Origin of the sequence: Bacillus cereus group sp. MG20, assembly GCF_040459885.1 — a bacterium.
GTDB lineage: Bacteria > Bacillota > Bacilli > Bacillales > Bacillaceae_G > Bacillus_A > Bacillus_A cereus.
The window spans coordinates 417,272-435,868 of sequence record NZ_JARVHF010000001.1 but is presented as its reverse complement, the minus strand read 5'-3'; the positions used below and the strand labels follow the sequence as shown (position 1 = coordinate 435,868).

Here is an 18,597-nt window from a genome sequence, read left to right as displayed (position 1 = left end):
ATGAAAATAAGGTGATATAAATGGAAATCGTAAGAATAGAAAATGTAGTCAAAAGTTATGGTGAAGGAAATAGTAGGGTAGATGCTTTGAAGGGCATAAATCTTTCTATACAGCAAGGGGAATTTGTTTCAATCGTAGGAGCTTCTGGCTCAGGTAAAAGTACATTGTTGCATATTTTGGGAGGATTGGACCGTCCGAGTTCAGGACAAGTATTTATTGGAGAGAACAATATTTATAATTATTCAGATAATGAACTTTCGATATTTAGAAGAAGAAAAGTTGGTTTTATATTTCAGTTCTTTAATTTAATTCCTGTATTGAATGTGCAAGAGAATATAGCTTTGCCCACTTTACTAGATAATGAACCTGTAGATAATCCTTATATGGACGAAATTATTGAAATTCTGGGACTTCATGAAAGACGAAATCATTTACCATCTGAATTATCAGGAGGTCAGCAACAACGGGTTTCGATTGGGAGGGCACTTATAAATCGCCCACATTTAATCTTAGCTGATGAACCTACAGGAAATCTGGATACTCAAAACACAAAAGAAGTCATGGATTTATTAAGATTGACAGCAAAAAAATATAATCAAACTATTGTATTGATTACTCACGATTTAAAAATTGCATCAACTTCTGACCGTATTATTACAATTGAAGATGGCCAAATCATTTCCGATCAGTGGCTATCCACGAATAAGCCTAAGACGGGAGGAAACTAATCTTGATTGGTAATTATAAACAATTAAGCAGGAGATACTTAAAGGGAAATAAGAAACGAACAATTTTAACTTTGATAGGAATCGTACTCTCTGTATCGTTAATTTCTACAATCGGCCTATTTATGAACGGTACTCAGATTTCTCAAATCGAGAATACGAAAAAGAGGCAAGGGTATTCTTTTCATGCCGTTGTATTAAATTACGATGAATCGATATTGAAAAAAATTAAATATAACCCGCAAATTGAATCATTTGGTTTAATGTCACAGGGAGAAACAGTCCAAGTTGGAGAGGCTGCTGTAAAAATGAATTTTGCTGATGATAACGCCTTGGAATTTTTAAAATACAGTATTATTAAGGGCAGATTGCCATCTAATGATCAAGAAGTTGCTGTTGATCCCTGGGTATTACCTTATATAAAAGAAAATATTCAAATAGGTGATTCATTCGAATTAAATGAAAAAAAATACAAATTGGTTGGTTTTCTAAGTGATAGTACATATACACAGGAAAATAAGGTGGGACGGTTACTAACCTATAAGAGTAAGTTTAGCGCTGGTGAAGGAAAAATATTAGTTGGAATTAGCTCAAAAGCAAACTTTAATGAGGTTTTAGAGGGACTCAAGACCATTTCCGGAGAAAATAATATTAATATAAGTAATGAATTAATTCAATTAGAGAAACCAGGTTACAATAATTCGATTATGGCTACGCTAATTATTACAATCAGCATTGTTGTGATAGCGACAATTGTTGTGATTTACAACGCTTTTCAAATCAGTGTCGTAGAACGAACGAGGCAGTTTGGCTTGTTGAGAAGCATTGGTGCAACACGAAAGCAAATTAGACAAATCGTTCTGAGAGAAGCTACTTTTCTGGCTGTTATCGCTATACCAATTGGAATTATATGTAGCCTAATAGCACTTGCCTCTCTGCAGTTCACTTTTTCACTTTTAATGGAAAATAGTAAAGCGGTCTCGATATTTTATGTTGATTGGAATATTTTACTGGTAAGTTCGATTATTACCTTGCTTTCTGTAATAGCGTCAAGTTTGTACCCAGCTTATTTTGCAGGGAAAATCTCCCCTTTGTTGGCAATTAGTAGCAGGTTGTCAATTAAAAAGGAACAAATCAAAAAACAAAAGAATTCCATGGTGAAAAAACCTTTATCTATTCCTTTGAGCATGGCTATGAAAAATGTTAAGCGAAATAAAAATCGCTATACCATTACAATCTTATCAATTATTATAAGTAGTGTGTTATTTATTACTTTCTCGTATTTAATGAGTGTTGCATTTGCATCTAAATCTTTTGATAAGTTATCTGTTAAATCGGATATTACAATTAAGATAGTGGATAATAATCCAGATCATTTAGCTGAAAGTGAACAAGTTTTGCATCAATTGAAATCACTTGAAAATATATCTAAAGTATACGAAAAAAAGCAGAATAGCTTTGAAACTAAATTAAAGGATGTAACTCAATCTTCCGCGACAGTAAAGGAAATAGAAAACACGATTGGAAAAAGCTATACCATTACAATCGTAAATAATTATCAAGAAAATAAAACAAAAAAAGAAGAAAAACTTACTTTACAAGTGCTTGCATATGGTTTCATCACAGTCATTTCTTTAATTAGTAGCGTTAATATCCTCAATACTATAACTATAAGTATCATGACTAGACGAAAAGAATTGGCCGCTTTGAAATCCATTGGTATGTCACAAAAGGATTTGAAAAAAATGATTACCTATGAAGCTTTGATTTACGGTTTTTCTGGAAGTTTACAAGGAATCTTTTTTGGCTGTATATTGTCTTATATTATATATTTAGCTATATCTGATATGTTGAAAATGACATGGACGATTCCCTATGAGGCTTGTATCATTACGTTTGTTTCAGCTTTAATAATTAGTTATTTATCAGTCTTAAATCCATTGAAAAAAATTCAACAAGATAATATTATTGATAATATCAGAGAACAATAATATTATAAGCCTGGCTAGATTATAGCCAGGCTATTGTAATTGGAGTATAAGCTAGGGGAAAAAAGGAGAGGGCATACTTGAATAAAAAAATATTACTAGTTGAAGATGATGAAGCTCTTGGCATAGCCATCGAATTTTCATTGAGAAATGAAGGTTATGAGGTGATTAGAGCGTCCAGTGTAAAAGAAGCTAAACACCAGTTTGTTCACAATACATTTGATTTGTCCATCCTTGATATCGGCCTACCAGATGGTAATGGTTATGACTTATGTTTGTATTTTAAAAAGAAAAACGAGAATTCGATTATTATTTTCTTAACTGCACTAGATGAAGAAGCAAATGTGGTAATGGGGCTGGATATAGGCGGTGATGATTATATAACCAAACCTTTTCGGGTTAGGGAACTCATGGCCAGAGTGAAAGTACAATTGCGTAAACAAGCGTCGCTAGAAACGCCATCTCAAATTTTAAGATCTGAGAATATAAGAATCGATACGAACCTAGTCAAGGTTTATAAAAATTGTGAAAGTATTACATTGACGAATTTAGAATACAAGCTGCTATTGAATTTCATGAAGAATTCTCACAAAGCATTAAAAAGAGATGAACTCCTACAACAAATAACAGAAGGAGAAAATGTTTTTTTTGATGAAAACACGTTATCTGTATACATAAAGCGTTTAAGAGCTAAAGTTGAAGACAATCCTCAAAAACCACAGTTTATCGTTACCGAAAGAGGATATGGTTATCGTTGGAGCAAGGACGTGATTGGGTGAGCAAGATAATGAAAAATACCGAGTTAAAAAGCTATATGACGATACTAGCCGTCCTTTTATCTATATTTGTGATTTACCAATTTATTATTCAACAATTATTTTATGATCATTTGAAAAGAGACTCTATTGCAACATGGGGGGAAATTACAGCTAGGTTGGTAGAGCAGAATCCAGAAAATGAAGCGGAAATTATGAAAGTCTTATCAAGTCATTCGTCTCACTCAAGTAAATATCAGGAAAAAGGGACAGAGATCCTAAAGCAATATGGATTATATGAAGACTTGGATTCAAAATTTTTTCCTCACTTAAATAATCTAATTATTAATCACAATCAATTTATGATGTGGGGATTGATTGCTTTTGGATTTTTACTTTTTGTTGCAAACTACATGCAACAAAAAATTATTTTCAATAAGATTAGCCAGCTTACTAGAGCTGCAAAAAAGATAATCGAGGGAGATTACTCGGTTGTCATCAATGAAAATAAAGAGGGGGATTTCGCGAAACTGGCGATTTCATTTCGTTCAATGAGGGATATCATTAGAAAAAATATGCATGATTTGCTTGAAGAGAAACGGTTTTTAGGAGAAATGTTGCAGGATATATCTCATCAGTTAAAAACGCCGCTTTCAACTATTTCTATCTATAATGAAATGTTGTTAAATGAGAAACTATCCCGAGAGCAACAAGCTCAATTACTACAAAATAATGATATTCAGATTTCTAGAATGAATGTCTTAATTCAGAATTTGTTAAAAGTAGCAAAAATTGATGCAAAAGCGATTTCGTTTGATAAAGAGCCAGGGAATTTAGTAGATACGACTGAGGAAGTACTAAATCGCTTGCAAAGCATGATAAGTGATAAAAATATTTTGATTGATTGGAATGCACCAAGAGAAATAGTCGTTATTCACGACAAATTATGGATGCAGGAAGCTTTGTTAAACCTGTTGAAGAATGCAATCGAACATTCTAAACCCGGTGGTAAAATAATGATTCAGGCCAAAAATTCTCCAATCTATACAGAACTAGTAATCCAAGACTTTGGAGAGGGAATTTCAGCTGAAGAATTACCTCATATTTTTGAACGATTCTATAAATCAAGTAGTTCTAAAAAGCACGGATCGACCGGAATTGGATTGGCACTTGTCAAAGCTATTATAGAGGCACATCACGCCTTAATTACAGTTGAAAGTGAAAAAAATACTTATACAAAATTTACAATTATTTTTATGAAATTTTAATAACAGTTTGGTATATATTTTAATCTTTTTAATATAAAGGGTTTTTTTTATGTTTAATAGATTGAAGTGTTTTCTTTTATCTGAGAAAGAAATAGTTGATACTGTGAAAAAATACAAGGAGGAAAAAATACACGTTTCCATAATAAAAGATTTTTTAGGGGATTTAATCTTAATAAGAACTTTTACATTTTTAATGTTTGTTCCAGTATCAACTTTTATTTTTTCAGTTATAATTTATGGAGCTGTTTTCTTTTTATCAGGCATTAAGATTACTGTTTGGGGCATCACTATAATGTTATTAGTTCCAATAACATTACTTTTCTATATGAATATAACTAATACATCAATTATTATTACTGATTTAGTGAGAAAATTTTTATTAACCATAAAATATCTAAATCCATTTTACTCAATCATAAATAAACCTTGGCTCTTTATTTTTGAATTATTAATTGGTTTTTTATATGTATTTCTGCTATCTTTATTTTCTATTTGGATAGTATTACATTCATTAGAAATAGATTTTTCTGAATTTAGTTCGGAGGACAATCGAAGTTTTCAATTTTCAATTATTATTTTACATACAGCAATTTATTTGTTTATAAGAGTTCATGGCCAGTATTGTAAGACAACTAAGCAAAAAATTAAAAAGCTGAAAATGAAGTTTTATTTATGGTTTTGTTCTATGATTGCAAGTATTGTATATATATTTGAATCACTCTTTAATTATATGAATGGAATCCAAGCAATTTATTTTATTTTTGTTTTAATGATTGCTTTAGAAAGAACAGTGACACATTATAAGAAATTTATAGATTTTTTAGAATGTGAAAATTTGTATGAAAAATATTTTTAGAGAGAAAAGTCTTTTGAAATATAAAAAGTTATACCTACTAAATACTGGACGAGTAAAAAAACGCTATTCTTTTTCTAGAATCATAGGAAAAGATAGCGTTTTTGTTTAATATACTCAAAAACAAAAATCTTTTGGTAAAGTACCATTTTTAATAACTGTTCTTAACCCATGTTTTATAATCCAAGGATTAATAGGATGCTGTTTATCACGTAATTGCTGTAACCATTGAAAAACGAGTTCTTTATCTTCTTTCGTAATATCGTTAATATGATTGGCTACAGATTTTTGAACATATTTAGAAGGGTCATTCATTAATGGTTCAAGAAGTTGTAAATTGTACTTAAAATCACCTTTTAGAGCTCCTATTTTTTTAGCCCAAGGAAGCCTTGGTCTTGTACCTTCAGAAACTAATCTCCTAATGTGGCTGTTTTCGTCATGAATCCACTGTTGTAATATGTTTAGTGTATCTTCATGGTATGTTTCAAGAAAGGGCCGAATGGCATATTCAGCAGTATTCCTTTTCGTTATTTCATACATTGCATTAAACGAGATTTTAAAATCGTTAAGCCCATATTTTTCAACGTATTTTGCAACAGGCATGTACATATATCCATTTGTAAATGTGCCTACTTCTGTTGTATTTTCTGGTCCTAATGTTTTCAGTAATATATGTATTGCGGCATTAAAATCTTTTTGTAAAGCATTGTGTAATTCATCTGCAATTACTTCAATACGCTGTTTTAACTCTAAATTTTCAACTTTACAAGCTACAGAATCTACAAAGATGCTTTTAGAGAAACAAGGATCGTGTTTACAAATAGAATCAGCTATTTTTTCTGCTAATTCTTCATTAAATAAAAATTTTAACGGAACATATTTACCCATTTTTTCACCTCGGTGGTCAAATGAAAACAATTTTTATTTTTTAATCGACAATCCATAAACCAAAGTCTCACTCGGAGTCGTAATACTAAAACCTGTCGTCTTATAATCAAGTTTCACCGTATCACCAGTGTAGTCTTTCGTGAATGAATCCATTTGTACGATAAGCTCTGCATCTTCATATACAACATCATCTGCGTTATATGTATCCCAAATTAAATCGACATCAACGAAAATACTACAAGAGTTCGTCATTGTTCCTCTAATGCGAACGATCTTTTTATCTTCAAGTTCTAATCTATGTATAGCTGCTTTCGCTTCATCAGTAATGCGAATGTTCATTGTATCCCAACCTTTATTTATATTTCCTTTATTATTGCAAAAACAGGAGCAATAGGGAAGTAAAGAGGTTTGCAACAAAAAACGAGCAAACAAATTTGTTTGCTCGTTTCACTTTATTTTAGTTCACATTTATCAAGTGGAATCACTTTTGTTTTTTTCGTAAATTTATAACCTAACCATAGTACTAAGAAGAGTGGTAAACCGATGTAAGAAACGAGTACACCGTTCCAATCAATTGCTTCACCCATAAATGCGCCGTAGTTTTGTCCTAAAATTACGATGATACAAAGTGTAAATGCGAAGATTGGACCGAATGGGAACCATTTTGCTCTATATGGTAAGTCATTTAAATCTTTTCCTTGTGCGATATATGCTTTACGGAAACGGTAATGACTAATTGCAATTCCAACCCATGCGATAAAACCAGACATTCCGGATGCGTTTAATAACCAAATGTATACAACACCATCACCGAATAAAGAAGCAATGAAAGCAATACTACCAACAATTGACGTTACGATTAACGCGTTAACAGGTACACCGCGGCTATCTAATTTACCAAGAAACTTTGGTGCTTTTCCTTGGCGTGCTAAATCCCAAAGCATACGAGTTGATGCATACATACCAGAGTTACCAGCAGATAGTACAGCAGTTAAAATAACAGCGTTCATAACAGAAGCAGCAAAGGCAACGCCCGCTTTTTCAAAAATAAGTGTAAACGGACTTACTGTAACATCACTTGCAGCAAGGCTTTCAGTTGTATAAGGAATTAATAAACCGATAACGAGAATCGCAAGGATATAGAATAAAAGAATACGCCAAAAGATTGAACGAATTGCTTTTGGGATATTACGTTCTGGATCAGACGTTTCACCAGCAGCTACTCCTAATAGTTCAGTACCTTGGAATGAGAAACCAGCTGCCATAAACACACCGATAATTGCCATGATACCGCCGTTAAATGGTGCATCTGCAACAGTGAAGTTTTTAAATCCAACCGTTTCACCGCCCATAATTCCAAAAATCATCATGAAACCAACAATTAAAAAGATAATAATCGTAACTACTTTAATAAGTGCGAACCAATATTCAGATTCACCAAACCCTTTAACAGATAAATAGTTTAAAAGGAAAATAATAGCTAAACATAATCCGCTCCAAATAAGAGAAGGGGTATCTGGGAACCAAAATTTCATAATTAATGTTACGGCTGCAAGTTCAGCAGCAATCGTAATTGCCCAGTTATACCAATAGTTCCATCCAAGTGCAAAGCCAAGTGATGGATCAACAAATTTTGTTGCATACGTGCTAAAAGATCCAGTAACAGGCATGTAAGCTGCAAGTTCAGCTAAGCTTGTCATTAAAAAATAAACCATAATTCCAATTGCGGCGTATGCAATTAATGCGCCACCAGGTCCAGCTGTATGGATGACACCACCGCTGGCAAGAAATAGTCCGGTACCAATTGTACCACCGAGAGAAATCATCGTAAGGTGACGAGATTTTAATCCGCGTTTTAATTCACCTTGTCCTTGTGTAGTTTGCGTTTTAGAGGTAGATTGATTTGTTGCGCTATTCATGTTCAACACTCCTTTTCTTGTAGGTTAGGAAGGAGCGGGGGAGAAAAATACAAAAAACCGCCAAAGGAATTTGGCGGAACGTTTCACAAATAACCACCCCATCATACCCTTCCGTTAAGATAGCACCCCACGTTTACACGGTAATTTTGTAAACGTGACAGTTCTGTTCCTTTCGGAGACAGCCCCAGCTCATATTTCCAGAGAAGAAATATAAACTTCGGCAACTTTTCCTTTCAAACGGAGTCAGCTGACATTCTCTGTGTCTCGTCCGTTTTACTATTAAAAGTCGCAACCTCTACCTCATCGGATTGATGAGGATTTATATATTGCTAAGATTTTTAATATATGGCAATTGTAATGACTTTCTGAATATATTGCAAGATATTTTGTTAGGAAAAGTCAAAAAATATCGGTTATTGTATAGGAAACGCTTGCAAAACTCCACCCGAACCTACTATTATGTAGCAATAAACAAAGAAAAAATTGTTATACAAATGTTTCGCAAAAAATATTGAAAAACCCTCTAAATTAAAAGAAAATTCAGAAAAATATAATTCGACATAACTATCAAAAGAGGATTATTCCTTAAATTCGTTTCAAAGAATAAGTATAAATTTAACGAATAGGATGAATATTCTTTTTGTTTTTAGTGAAATTGAGGTATTGTTTAATTGAAAAGGGGAAATCAATATGAAATTAGAAACAGAAAGGCTCTATATAGTGCCGTGTACAGAAGAGAGAATTCAAATTGCTAACGAGCAAGGATACAATAGCGGTCCGCATATTGTAGGGCATGTAAAGAATGTAAAACAAGATGTGGCTTTATTACCATGGGGGGCGTGGTATGTTCTTCGGAAAGAAGATGATAGCGTTTTAGGTGATATTGGATTTAAAGGTGGACCAAACGAGAATCAAACAGTGGAAATTGGCTATGGATTTATTGAGAAATATTGGAATATGGGCTATGCAACAGAAGCTGTAAGAGAACTAATCGATTGGGCTTTCAAAACAGGAGAGGTAGAAACAATAATTGCAGAGACACTTCTAGATAATTATAGTTCGATTCGTGTTTTAGAAAAGTTACATATGAAGAGAGTAAATGCTACAGAAACGATGATTAATTGGAAAATAGAAAAATAAAAAATACCGCTCTAAATTGGGCGGTATTTTTTATAGTTATGGTAGCATTTGCTTCTGATCATTTGGATACTCAGCGGTTGATGCGTTAGGACGATTGGAATGATTTCGAACAGCGATGAAAATAGAAATAATAACGACAAGACCAACTGCAACGTAAGAAAGTGAAATAATAGTTGGATCCACTTTAAATGTAGTAAGCAGTGTACGTATATTCGTAAAGATAATAAGACCGCCAACTAATACCCCAAGTAAATGTGCTGGAACGATACGAACTAACCATGCAGCAATTGGAGCTGCGACAATACCGCCAAGCATTAACGCAAATACCCAAACCCAGCTTACTTGTTCCCAACCAAGTGAGATGAAGAAGCCAATTGTTGCAGCGAGTGAAACAGGAAATTCACTCGTATCTACAGATCCAATAACTTTTCTAGCTTCATTTCCTCTTGCTAGAAGAACAGGCGTCGTAATCGGCCCCCAACCACCGCCACCAGTTGAATCAACGAATCCAGCGAATAAACCAAGCGGCACAAGTTGTTTTGCAGACATACGCTTATTTGAAGTGACAATTTGTTTTTGAATGATGAATCGTAATAAAATATAAACCCCTAAAGTAAATAAAAATACGGAAATGTACGGTTTGATTACATCGCCAGGCAAATTACTTAAAAAACATGCCCCAACAAATGCGCCGATTGCCCCAGGTAATGTAAGCCTGGAAACTGTATATTTATCAACGTTTCCAAATTTGATATGAGATGCGCCAGAAGCTGCAGTTGTAACGACTTCAGCTAAATGAACCGATGCGGAAGCTACAGCCGGTGCAATACCAAACATTAATAATAGTGAAGTAGACGTTACCCCATACGCCATTCCGAGTGCTCCATCGATCAATTGAGCGAAAAATCCAATAATAGCAAAGACAATTAATTTCTGCATAAATATTCCCCCTGTAATAATAAATGAAAAAGACACTTTTCCCGTATGAGAAAAGTGCCTTTGGTTTTTCCAATCAGCAATAATTAAATTTGTTTCATTATAATACATATTAATCGTATAAATCAACTAGGTTTTAAAGTTTTTGAATTGAATGAAAGAAAAATAAAATATACAATAAAAGGATGGAGAGAAAGGGGAGAAAGACATGTTACGATTTGATCATCTCGTTCACACAGTTCATGGTACACCGGAGGAAGCGGCAAAACAAATGCAGGAACTTGGATTTCATACCGCACTAGGCGGAGAGCATACGAATTGGGGTACTTGGAATAGTTTAAGTTATTTTGATTTATCATATATAGAATTTTTAGCAGTTCAACATGAAGAAAAAGCGAAAGAAGCAGAAAATCCATTAGTACAAGAAACAGTGGTGAAACTACAAAATGGAGAAGGAATGCTACAAATCGCAATCCGAACAGATGCAATTGAGGAGCTAGTAGTTAACTTTAAGAAGCACGGCTTACATACGATAGGGCCATTTGAAGGGAAACGCATGAGAAAAGATGGCCGGCTTTTAGAATGGAAAATGTTATTTGTTAAGCAAGAAGAGAACGGACTGAAATTACCTTTCTTTATACAGTGGAATGAAACGGACGAAGAAAGAAGAAACGATTTACGTAACATTGGAACGATTACGGAACATAAAAACAAAGTACAACAAATTGAAACGATCCATTATGCAGTGAAAAACGTTCGAGAAACGGTGCGGAAATGGAAAGAAGTAATGGGACTATCTACAAGCTCAGTTGTGAAAAATGAAAAATGGAATGCTGAGTGTCAAAGTGTAGTGTTTGGAGATATTCATGTACAGTTTTGTGAACCGATTGAAGAAGGGCTAGTGCTAGAACATTTGAATAAGAATGGCGAAAATCCATTTGCAGTAGAGTTTACAGGTGGAAATAAACGAGAGCATGAAGTGCTAGGTAGTTTGTACATATATTAATAGAGGTGAATGTTGTGGAAGAAATGCTTAGAGAGATAGAGAGAAAACTAGAATGGCCTCGTATTGCAAAGTGTACAGCTATTTCAAAAGGTTTTTCACATGAAGAGAAGTATAAAATTGAATTAAAGAATCAAGAAACTTATTTTGTAAAAATATGTGATGCTGTTCATTTTGAACGTAAACAAGAAGAATATACGTATATGCAACAATTAGAGTCATTACATATTCCAACACCCAAGTTAATTCATTTCATAATACTTGAGAAATTAAATAAATGTGTTCAAGTATTTGAATGGACCCGAGGTATAAATGGTGAAGAAGGTTTAACGAAGCTAACGGTGGAAGAACAGTATAATGCAGGAAGAAAAGCAGGGGAAGTATTAAAGAGAATTCACTCAATTGAAAGAGAAAGTGCAAGTAATAAATGGGAAACATCTAGATGGAATAAATACGAAAGATACATAGAGGCACTAGCAGATTACGAGGTGAATTTTCTGGATTTGAAGCCAGTATTAACCTTTGTAGAAAATCATAAAGATTTATTGAAAAATCGTCCAATAAGATTTTTACATGATGACTTCCATCCAGCAAATAGTATGATTCATAATAAGGAGTTTATCGTTATTGATTTTGGTGGATATGATTTTGGCGATCCAATACACGATTTTTATAACGTAGCGATTTTTACTACAAGAATAAGTAAATCATTTGCGGTTGGACAATTTCACGGTTATTGCGGAGGCGAACCATCGCTTCATTTTTGGAAACTGTATACATTGTACGCCGCGATGACATTCCCAGCGGATATAGTTTGGACGAATCGAAGTACGCCGCATTTAGTAGATGAGATGAAGGAAAGATTAAATGGAATTTTAGAAGATCATAATCATTTTTCATCTTATATTCCAAAATGGTATCAATCAAGTGAATTTAATAAATAAAGGAGTAATTTATATGGATAAAATAGCAGTAATTTCAGATATTCACGGTAATATTCAAGCATTAGAATCCGTGTTAAATGATATTAAATTAAGAGGAATCGAGCGCATTATTTGTCTTGGAGATTTAGTAGGAAAAGGACCTCATTCCAGTGAAGCAATTGAAATCATTCGTAAAGAATGTGAAGTAGTCGTAATGGGAAACTGGGATGATTTTATTACAAAGCCGACTGAATTTGAAGCATTAACATGGCATCAAAAACAATTATCGGAAGAACAAAACGACTATTTAAGAAGCTTACCATTTTCAATCGAGTTTTATATGAGTGGAAAACTCATTCGTATGTTCCACGCCTCACCAAGAAGTTTATATGAAAGAATTCAACCACACGCTTCAAGAGAAGAGCGTATTAGTATGTTCGAAAATAGTGATCTGACAGAAAATATAGAAGGAGAAAGAAAACCAGATGTCGTTTGTTACGGTGACGTTCACCAAGCGTTCGTTCAAAATTTCAGAGGGAAAACGTTATGTAATGCCGGTAGCGTAGGAAACCCACTTGAAATAACGCAAGCTTCCTATTTAATATTTGAAGGAACATATAATGAAAAAGAAGCGGCGAGCTTTTCTATTCAACTTGTACGAGTACCGTATGATATTGAATTAGCTATCAGATTAGCAGAAGAACTCGAAATGCCAGAAATTGAAGAGTATAAGCAAGAGTTACGGACGGCCTTATATCGGGGGGTTAAGGGGAAGTAAGCTAATAATATATCAACAATTTTTCAAATATATCTATCATAACTTAAAATATATCAACGATTCGACAAAGGATATCAATTTACCGTCAAATAGTGACATAGATTGTTACTTATAATTATATTATGTAAACTAATTATAAAGGAAGATATCATGAACCGAAAACAACGAATCAAAGAAATTGCAGATCATATTGTAAAGCTAAACTTAACCTATCCAACAAGAGTTGGAGTAAGTGGTATTACAGCATCAGGAAAAACAACATTTGCAAACGAATTAGCGGAAGAAATAAAAAAACGAGGATTACCAGTAACACGCGCAAGCATTGATGATTTTCATAATCCAAGAGTGATTCGCTATGCAAAAGGAAAAGAATCTGCAAGAGGGTATTATGAAGATGCACACGATTATACAGCTTTCAAAGAAAGATTATTAATGCCTTTAGGACCTAACGGGACTTTACAGTATGAAACGATTTCTCATAACTTAATAACGGATATGTCTGTACATAATGAGCCGCTATTGGCCACGCAAAATATGATATTAATAGTAGATGGAACGTTTCTATTGAAAAAAGACGTTGCGTATTTATTTGATTACAAAATCTTTGTAGATACAAATTTTGAGATTGCGAGAAAACGTGGTGCGAAGCGGGAAACTGAAGCTTTTGGAAGTTATGAAGAAGCAGAGAAGATGTTTTTGAACAGATATCATGCGGCCTGTAAGATGTATATAGATGAGCATAATCCGAAAGAACTTGCAGATGTTTTATTTGAAAATAGTAAATTTGATGATCCAGTAGTTCTATTTAAAAGACATTAATACAGTTTATATAGGGGGAATGAACATTTGTTTAGATGGTTTCAAAAAAATAATAAAGTGAATGAAGAGAAGGATGGACAATATTTAGAAATCAAAAATGAACAGATAAATGAACAGTTAAAACAAAAAATAATGGAACTAGAGAGTATAAGTGAAGACATTTGCAGTAAGTATCAAAAAATATATGAAGAACGTTTTGCGCAAAATGGTAAATTAAATTTGAAGCTGTCAATTAAAAGAGATATAGACGGTGATGAATTAGAAGAACTAACATCTAAGAATTGTTTAGAGTATGAATATAGATCAGAAATTAATTTTGAATATGATGCTTCAAAATCATGGGAAGTCTGTACTATTTCGCTTTGGTATTATTACCAAGGATATCGAAAAAGTAGTAGCATAGGAACACTTTATAGCGGAACGATTAATGAATTAGAAGAAGAAGTTAAAGCAACATTGGAAGAACTGTTACATAGTGAAGATAATTAATGATTCCATTTTATATTGCGTTAAGAATGGGTTTAATTTTATGATACTAATAGGGAATAATTTAGGAAGAGAAATTTAAAGGGGATAAAAAAATGACAGAAGTACTAGAACTAAAAGAAGAACTAATACAAATTAAAAATAATAATTATGCTGTACCAGAAGACGTAGATGCATATCCATATGCGCAGTGGATGCTAGATTATATCGGATCACCTGATGCTGAATTACGTGATGATTTAATTTATAGTACGCTTCACACATGGATTACAAATGATGTATTTAGACAAAAAGAGTTAAGAGGATTAATGTTACAAGCAATTAGTCCTGATTATTTATTTTATAAAATTGGTGAAAAGGGAACAGACTCTGTATTTAAACGTGCATTCTCCGTATTAATTCCACCACTTATTTTATCTGTTCATGAAAGAGAACCGTTGTTATCGGAAGAACAATTGTACAGTGTGGCAGAACAAGTGTTGGAATATGTATATTTAGAAGAAGATGTAAGGGGCTACGTAGAAGGAAAAGGCTGGGCACACTCTACTGCACATGCAGCAGATGCGCTCGATGCGTTAGCACGTACAATTCAAAATCGTGAGTTTTCATATGCGATTCTTGCGGCTGTTCGTCAGAAGGTTCGATTGAGTGATTACGTATATGTACACTTTGAGGATGAGAGATTAGTAAAGCCAATTATGTCGTTACATAACCAAAAGCTTTTAACTGAAGAAGAGTGGAGCAATTGGCTACATAGTATAGCAACTGTTGAGGACATCCGACATCCGCAGCATGCTATTTTAGTACAAAATATTAGATCGTTCTTAAGAAGTTTATATTTCAGAGTTTTAGAGACAGAGGGTAGTACAGCCTTTACAGATGATATATTGGAGACTTTGAAGGGTTTGCGTAGATATTAAAATAATCCATAATTAGAAACAAAGAATACATGTTCATTTTGAAAAATTTATTAGAAATTTATTTTTACATTGTACCCTTTTAGTATAGGCTGAAAGGGGTGTCAAATGAAAAAATTATTAAAGTCAGTGAAAATAATATTTTTAATATGTATTAGTATGATTTTCTTTGGAACAGGAGCTGTATTTATATATCATAACTATCAATTAAAAATGGAATCGGAATTAATGAACAATGAAGGCGAACTTGTTAATTTCGATAATAAAAAATTGAATGTTTATAATGAGGGGAGCGGGGAGGATACGTTTGTATTTATGGCCGGATCTGGAATTGCCGCTCCTGTTTATGAATTGAAAGGCTTATATAGTAAATTTTCGAAAGAAAACAAGATTTCTGTAATTGAGAGAGCTGGTTATGGATACAGTGATGTTTTTCAAGATGAGAGAGATATTGATACGATATTAGAACAAACAAGAGAAGCGCTTATTCGAAGTGGAAATAAACCACCATACATCTTAGTACCACACTCTCTATCGGGTATAGAGGCTATTTATTGGGCACAAAAATATCCGGGTGAAGTAAAAGGGATTATTGCATTAGATATTGGTTTACCTAAACAGTACGTAACTCATAAAATAGGCATGGTGGATTCATTAAAAATAAAAGGGATGAATATTTTAACGAAAATTGGTTTTCAGAGATTAGCTCCCTCTATTACTTATAATCCCCAGGTCATTAAGCAATCCTTTTTAAACGAACAAGAAAAAGAAATTTATAAAGCGCTTACATACAAAAGGGCTTTTAATGATGATATGAAGCAAGAACTTTTACAAAGCTATAATAACAGTAAAAAATCAAATTCCTTATCAATCCCAAAAGAAACACCTATTTTATTTATAGATGCAATTGCTAGGCAAAATAAAGATTCAAAGTATACAAAGCAAAAAAATAAAGATTATAGGGAGTTTGCTAGCGAGTTATTAAGAGCTGATGTGAAAATAATTGAAGGCACACATAGTATTTATTTATACGCTCCTGATGAAATATACAAATTTGCTATGAATTTTATTAATAATAAAGTAGTGAAGAACTAAGCTATTGCTATGATAGCAATGAAAGGTCTACATAATGAAAGCATATAACGTATTAATTGTTGAAGACGATTTAATTATAGGAGATTTATTACAAAAAATTTTGCAGCGCGAGAAGTATAATGTGCATTGGGAGAAAGAGGGAAGGAAAGTTCTTGGTGTAATTCATGAAATAGATTTAGTCATAATGGATGTTATGTTACCAGGCGAAGATGGTTATCAAATTACAAAAAAAATAAAAAATCTAGGGTTAAATATTCCGATTATATTTCTATCAGCTCGGAATGATATGGATAGTAAACTAAAAGGTTTGACTATTGGAGAAGAATACATGATAAAACCTTTTGACCCTAGAGAGTTGTTGTTAAGGATTCAAAAAATGTTAGATAATCAATATGGTACCTTCACGCAAATTAACCATTTATTTATAGATGCAGAATATAAAAGAGTTTTTATAAATGGTTTGCGTAATGAAGTTGCTTTTACAGCAATTGAACGTAAAATATTCTTCTATTTATATGAAAATAGAGATAGAATTTTATCGAAAGAACATTTCTATGATTACCTATGGCAACTCGAAGATAGAAATCAAAATATCATGAACGTACATATAAAGAAAATTAGGACCAAAATTGATGATAAAACAGGTGATATCATACAGAACATATATGGAGAAGGTTATAGACTAAATACCTACATAAAGAAATGAACTTAAAGAAAAAATATCAGTTACTACTATTCTCCGCTATTATTAGCGTACCACTGTTATTGTTGTCGATTAGTATCTTTGTATCAGTTATTTATAATGTTGTCTTTAAAACTAAAAATAAGAACATCCCTTTTCACGAATCCTATGCATATCCTACTATGTTAATCATATTTTTATTAACACTATTAGTATTAGCTTTTGTATTTTCAAAGTCGATTAACACTGTATTAAACAAAATTAATATATTAAATCAAACAATTCGAGATTTAGCTAGTGATAAAAAAATCCCTAATATAATAGATGTTAAAAGCGATGATGAAATGGGAGAACTGATTAAATCAGTAAACTTACTTATAGAAAGAACAACTTATCGAGAATTGGAACTACAGCAACAGGAACAAATAAAAAAGGAACTATTAAATAAATTACGGCATGATATTAATACACCCTTAACAGCGGTCAGATTACAATTATATTATTTAGAAGGTGAGTACAAGGAACAAGTACCAGTAATTGAATCACTTTATGATCAGATACAATATATAAGTGATTTAACTAACGAATTTAATATTCAATCTACAGAAATCTTAGAGAATACTTATATTGTGCATGATGAAGTGAATATACACAATTTAATAGAAAATATGATTAAAAAATGGAGCTATTTGTATAGCATTCATAAAATTGAATTAGTATATAATCCACAAGATAAAGAGTTGATATGGAATAGTAATGAGTTATGGATTCAAAGGCTATTTGATAATATTTTTCAAAATGTCCTTAAACATTCAGAAGCTAAAAAACTCAAAATCATTATAGATGAAGATGTTGTTTCTTTTAGAGATAATGGGATTGGGTTTGATATAAATAGTAAAGGAACGGGACTTGGTTTGAAAAATATTGAAGATATATCAAAGATGTTCGATATAAAATACACTTTACAATCAAATAGTGAGGGGACAATGTTTTCATTTGAAAATACTAAAGTTTAGAGCAAATTACATAAAATCAACATCTCCCAACCATACTAATAAAATGTGTTGGAGGTGAGTTTAATGGACAAAAAAGACTTTGAAAAAGTATATAATGATTATTTACATCAAGGGGAAGAGCAAGCTCAATTTGAAATAGCTCAGGAAGTTACTTCAGGAGCAGAACAAATTGTTGCTGTTCGTAAAAATGATGAAGGTGATTTGATTGCTTTTAAAACAAGTAGCGGGAGAGAGTTAGATTATATGACGGCTCTTAATGAAGCGAAATCAGGGAAGTTAGCTCATGTGGACGTATTTCATAAGTATGGCAGAGATATTATACGTAGTGAACCGGATGGAATAAAAGAAAATAACTTAGATAATTTACCTTCATTTTAAACGGGTAAACCTCAAGAAGAGAATGTTC

Annotated in this window: 20 protein-coding genes and 1 riboswitch; of the genes, 16 read left to right on the top strand and 4 right to left on the bottom strand. The window is 32.7% G+C overall.

What is annotated here, in order from left to right:
• Positions 1-20 precede the first annotated feature (20 nt).
• From QCI81_RS02340 to QCI81_RS02320, 5 genes are all read left to right on the top strand, one after another.
• Positions 21-728, top strand: a complete 708-nt coding sequence (locus QCI81_RS02340; protein ID WP_000407086.1) for an ABC transporter ATP-binding protein — start codon at positions 21-23, stop codon at positions 726-728.
• A gap of 2 nt (positions 729-730) precedes the next feature.
• Entirely contained in the window at positions 731-2,716 is a 1,986-nt protein-coding gene (locus QCI81_RS02335; protein WP_071732000.1) for an ABC transporter permease, read from the top strand.
• Positions 2,717-2,793: 77 nt separating this feature from the next.
• Positions 2,794-3,492, top strand: coding sequence for a response regulator transcription factor (locus tag QCI81_RS02330; protein WP_001035094.1), 699 nt, complete (start codon positions 2,794-2,796; stop codon positions 3,490-3,492).
• Between the two features lie 8 nt (positions 3,493-3,500).
• Complete coding sequence (locus QCI81_RS02325; protein ID WP_071732001.1) at positions 3,501-4,736, top strand: HAMP domain-containing sensor histidine kinase; 1,236 nt, start codon at positions 3,501-3,503, stop codon at positions 4,734-4,736.
• A gap of 49 nt (positions 4,737-4,785) precedes the next feature.
• Positions 4,786-5,592 (top strand): hypothetical protein, encoded by an 807-nt coding sequence (locus tag QCI81_RS02320; RefSeq protein WP_000483294.1) that lies wholly within the window; start codon positions 4,786-4,788, stop codon positions 5,590-5,592.
• A gap of 114 nt (positions 5,593-5,706) precedes the next feature.
• Here the strand turns inward: QCI81_RS02320 and QCI81_RS02315 are convergent, their stop codons facing one another.
• The 3 genes from QCI81_RS02315 to QCI81_RS02305 form a co-directional block, all read right to left on the bottom strand.
• The gene (locus QCI81_RS02315; RefSeq protein ID WP_000521691.1) at positions 5,707-6,477 is read right to left on the bottom strand and encodes a DNA alkylation repair protein; all 771 of its coding nucleotides are present in this window, start codon (positions 6,475-6,477) and stop codon (positions 5,707-5,709) included.
• A gap of 33 nt (positions 6,478-6,510) precedes the next feature.
• On the bottom strand, positions 6,511-6,816 hold the full coding sequence (locus QCI81_RS02310) for an iron-sulfur cluster biosynthesis family protein (RefSeq protein ID WP_001026167.1): 306 nt from the start codon (positions 6,814-6,816) through the stop codon (positions 6,511-6,513).
• 113 nt (positions 6,817-6,929) lie between these two features.
• On the bottom strand, positions 6,930-8,396 hold the full coding sequence (locus QCI81_RS02305) for an amino acid permease (protein ID WP_001083396.1): 1,467 nt from the start codon (positions 8,394-8,396) through the stop codon (positions 6,930-6,932).
• A gap of 112 nt (positions 8,397-8,508) precedes the next feature.
• Positions 8,509-8,702: riboswitch (Lysine riboswitch) on the bottom strand.
• 384 nt (positions 8,703-9,086) lie between these two features.
• On the opposite strand from QCI81_RS02305, the gene QCI81_RS02300 reads away from it, so the two are divergent.
• Positions 9,087-9,536 carry a GNAT family N-acetyltransferase gene (locus QCI81_RS02300; RefSeq protein WP_071732002.1) on the top strand — a complete coding sequence of 150 codons (450 nt, stop codon included), beginning with the start codon at positions 9,087-9,089 and terminating at the stop codon, positions 9,534-9,536.
• Between the two features lie 36 nt (positions 9,537-9,572).
• Here the strand turns inward: QCI81_RS02300 and QCI81_RS02295 are convergent, their stop codons facing one another.
• Complete coding sequence (locus QCI81_RS02295; protein ID WP_001170743.1) at positions 9,573-10,475, bottom strand: sulfite exporter TauE/SafE family protein; 903 nt, start codon at positions 10,473-10,475, stop codon at positions 9,573-9,575.
• Between the two features lie 205 nt (positions 10,476-10,680).
• Here QCI81_RS02295 and QCI81_RS02290 point away from each other — a divergent pair, with 205 nt between their 5' ends.
• From QCI81_RS02290 to QCI81_RS02245, 10 genes are all read left to right on the top strand, one after another.
• Positions 10,681-11,478: a VOC family protein gene (locus QCI81_RS02290; protein ID WP_071732003.1), complete on the top strand. Its 798-nt coding sequence runs from the start codon at positions 10,681-10,683 to the stop codon at positions 11,476-11,478.
• 14 nt (positions 11,479-11,492) lie between these two features.
• Entirely contained in the window at positions 11,493-12,419 is a 927-nt protein-coding gene (locus tag QCI81_RS02285; protein ID WP_043937004.1) for an aminoglycoside phosphotransferase family protein, read from the top strand.
• Between the two features lie 13 nt (positions 12,420-12,432).
• Positions 12,433-13,176, top strand: a complete 744-nt coding sequence (locus QCI81_RS02280; RefSeq protein WP_071732004.1) for a metallophosphoesterase family protein — start codon at positions 12,433-12,435, stop codon at positions 13,174-13,176.
• Between the two features lie 150 nt (positions 13,177-13,326).
• Positions 13,327-13,995, top strand: coding sequence for a nucleoside/nucleotide kinase family protein (locus QCI81_RS02275; RefSeq protein WP_001080565.1), 669 nt, complete (start codon positions 13,327-13,329; stop codon positions 13,993-13,995).
• 27 nt (positions 13,996-14,022) lie between these two features.
• Positions 14,023-14,484, top strand: coding sequence for a hypothetical protein (locus QCI81_RS02270; protein WP_000490271.1), 462 nt, complete (start codon positions 14,023-14,025; stop codon positions 14,482-14,484).
• 92 nt (positions 14,485-14,576) lie between these two features.
• Positions 14,577-15,401 carry a DUF2785 domain-containing protein gene (locus QCI81_RS02265; RefSeq protein ID WP_071732005.1) on the top strand — a complete coding sequence of 275 codons (825 nt, stop codon included), beginning with the start codon at positions 14,577-14,579 and terminating at the stop codon, positions 15,399-15,401.
• A 105-nt stretch (positions 15,402-15,506) separates the two neighbouring features.
• A complete protein-coding gene (locus tag QCI81_RS02260) occupies positions 15,507-16,493 on the top strand; it encodes an alpha/beta hydrolase (RefSeq protein WP_000734906.1) in 987 nt (328 codons plus the stop codon).
• Positions 16,494-16,527: 34 nt separating this feature from the next.
• Positions 16,528-17,199, top strand: a complete 672-nt coding sequence (locus tag QCI81_RS02255) for a response regulator transcription factor (protein WP_000649346.1) — start codon at positions 16,528-16,530, stop codon at positions 17,197-17,199.
• A complete protein-coding gene (locus QCI81_RS02250; protein ID WP_001049590.1) occupies positions 17,196-18,191 on the top strand; it encodes a sensor histidine kinase in 996 nt (331 codons plus the stop codon). The genes QCI81_RS02255 and QCI81_RS02250 overlap by 4 nt, the downstream gene beginning before the upstream one ends.
• A gap of 63 nt (positions 18,192-18,254) precedes the next feature.
• Positions 18,255-18,569, top strand: a complete 315-nt coding sequence (locus QCI81_RS02245) for a DUF3892 domain-containing protein (RefSeq protein ID WP_000358161.1) — start codon at positions 18,255-18,257, stop codon at positions 18,567-18,569.
• Positions 18,570-18,597: the final 28 nt, after the last annotated feature.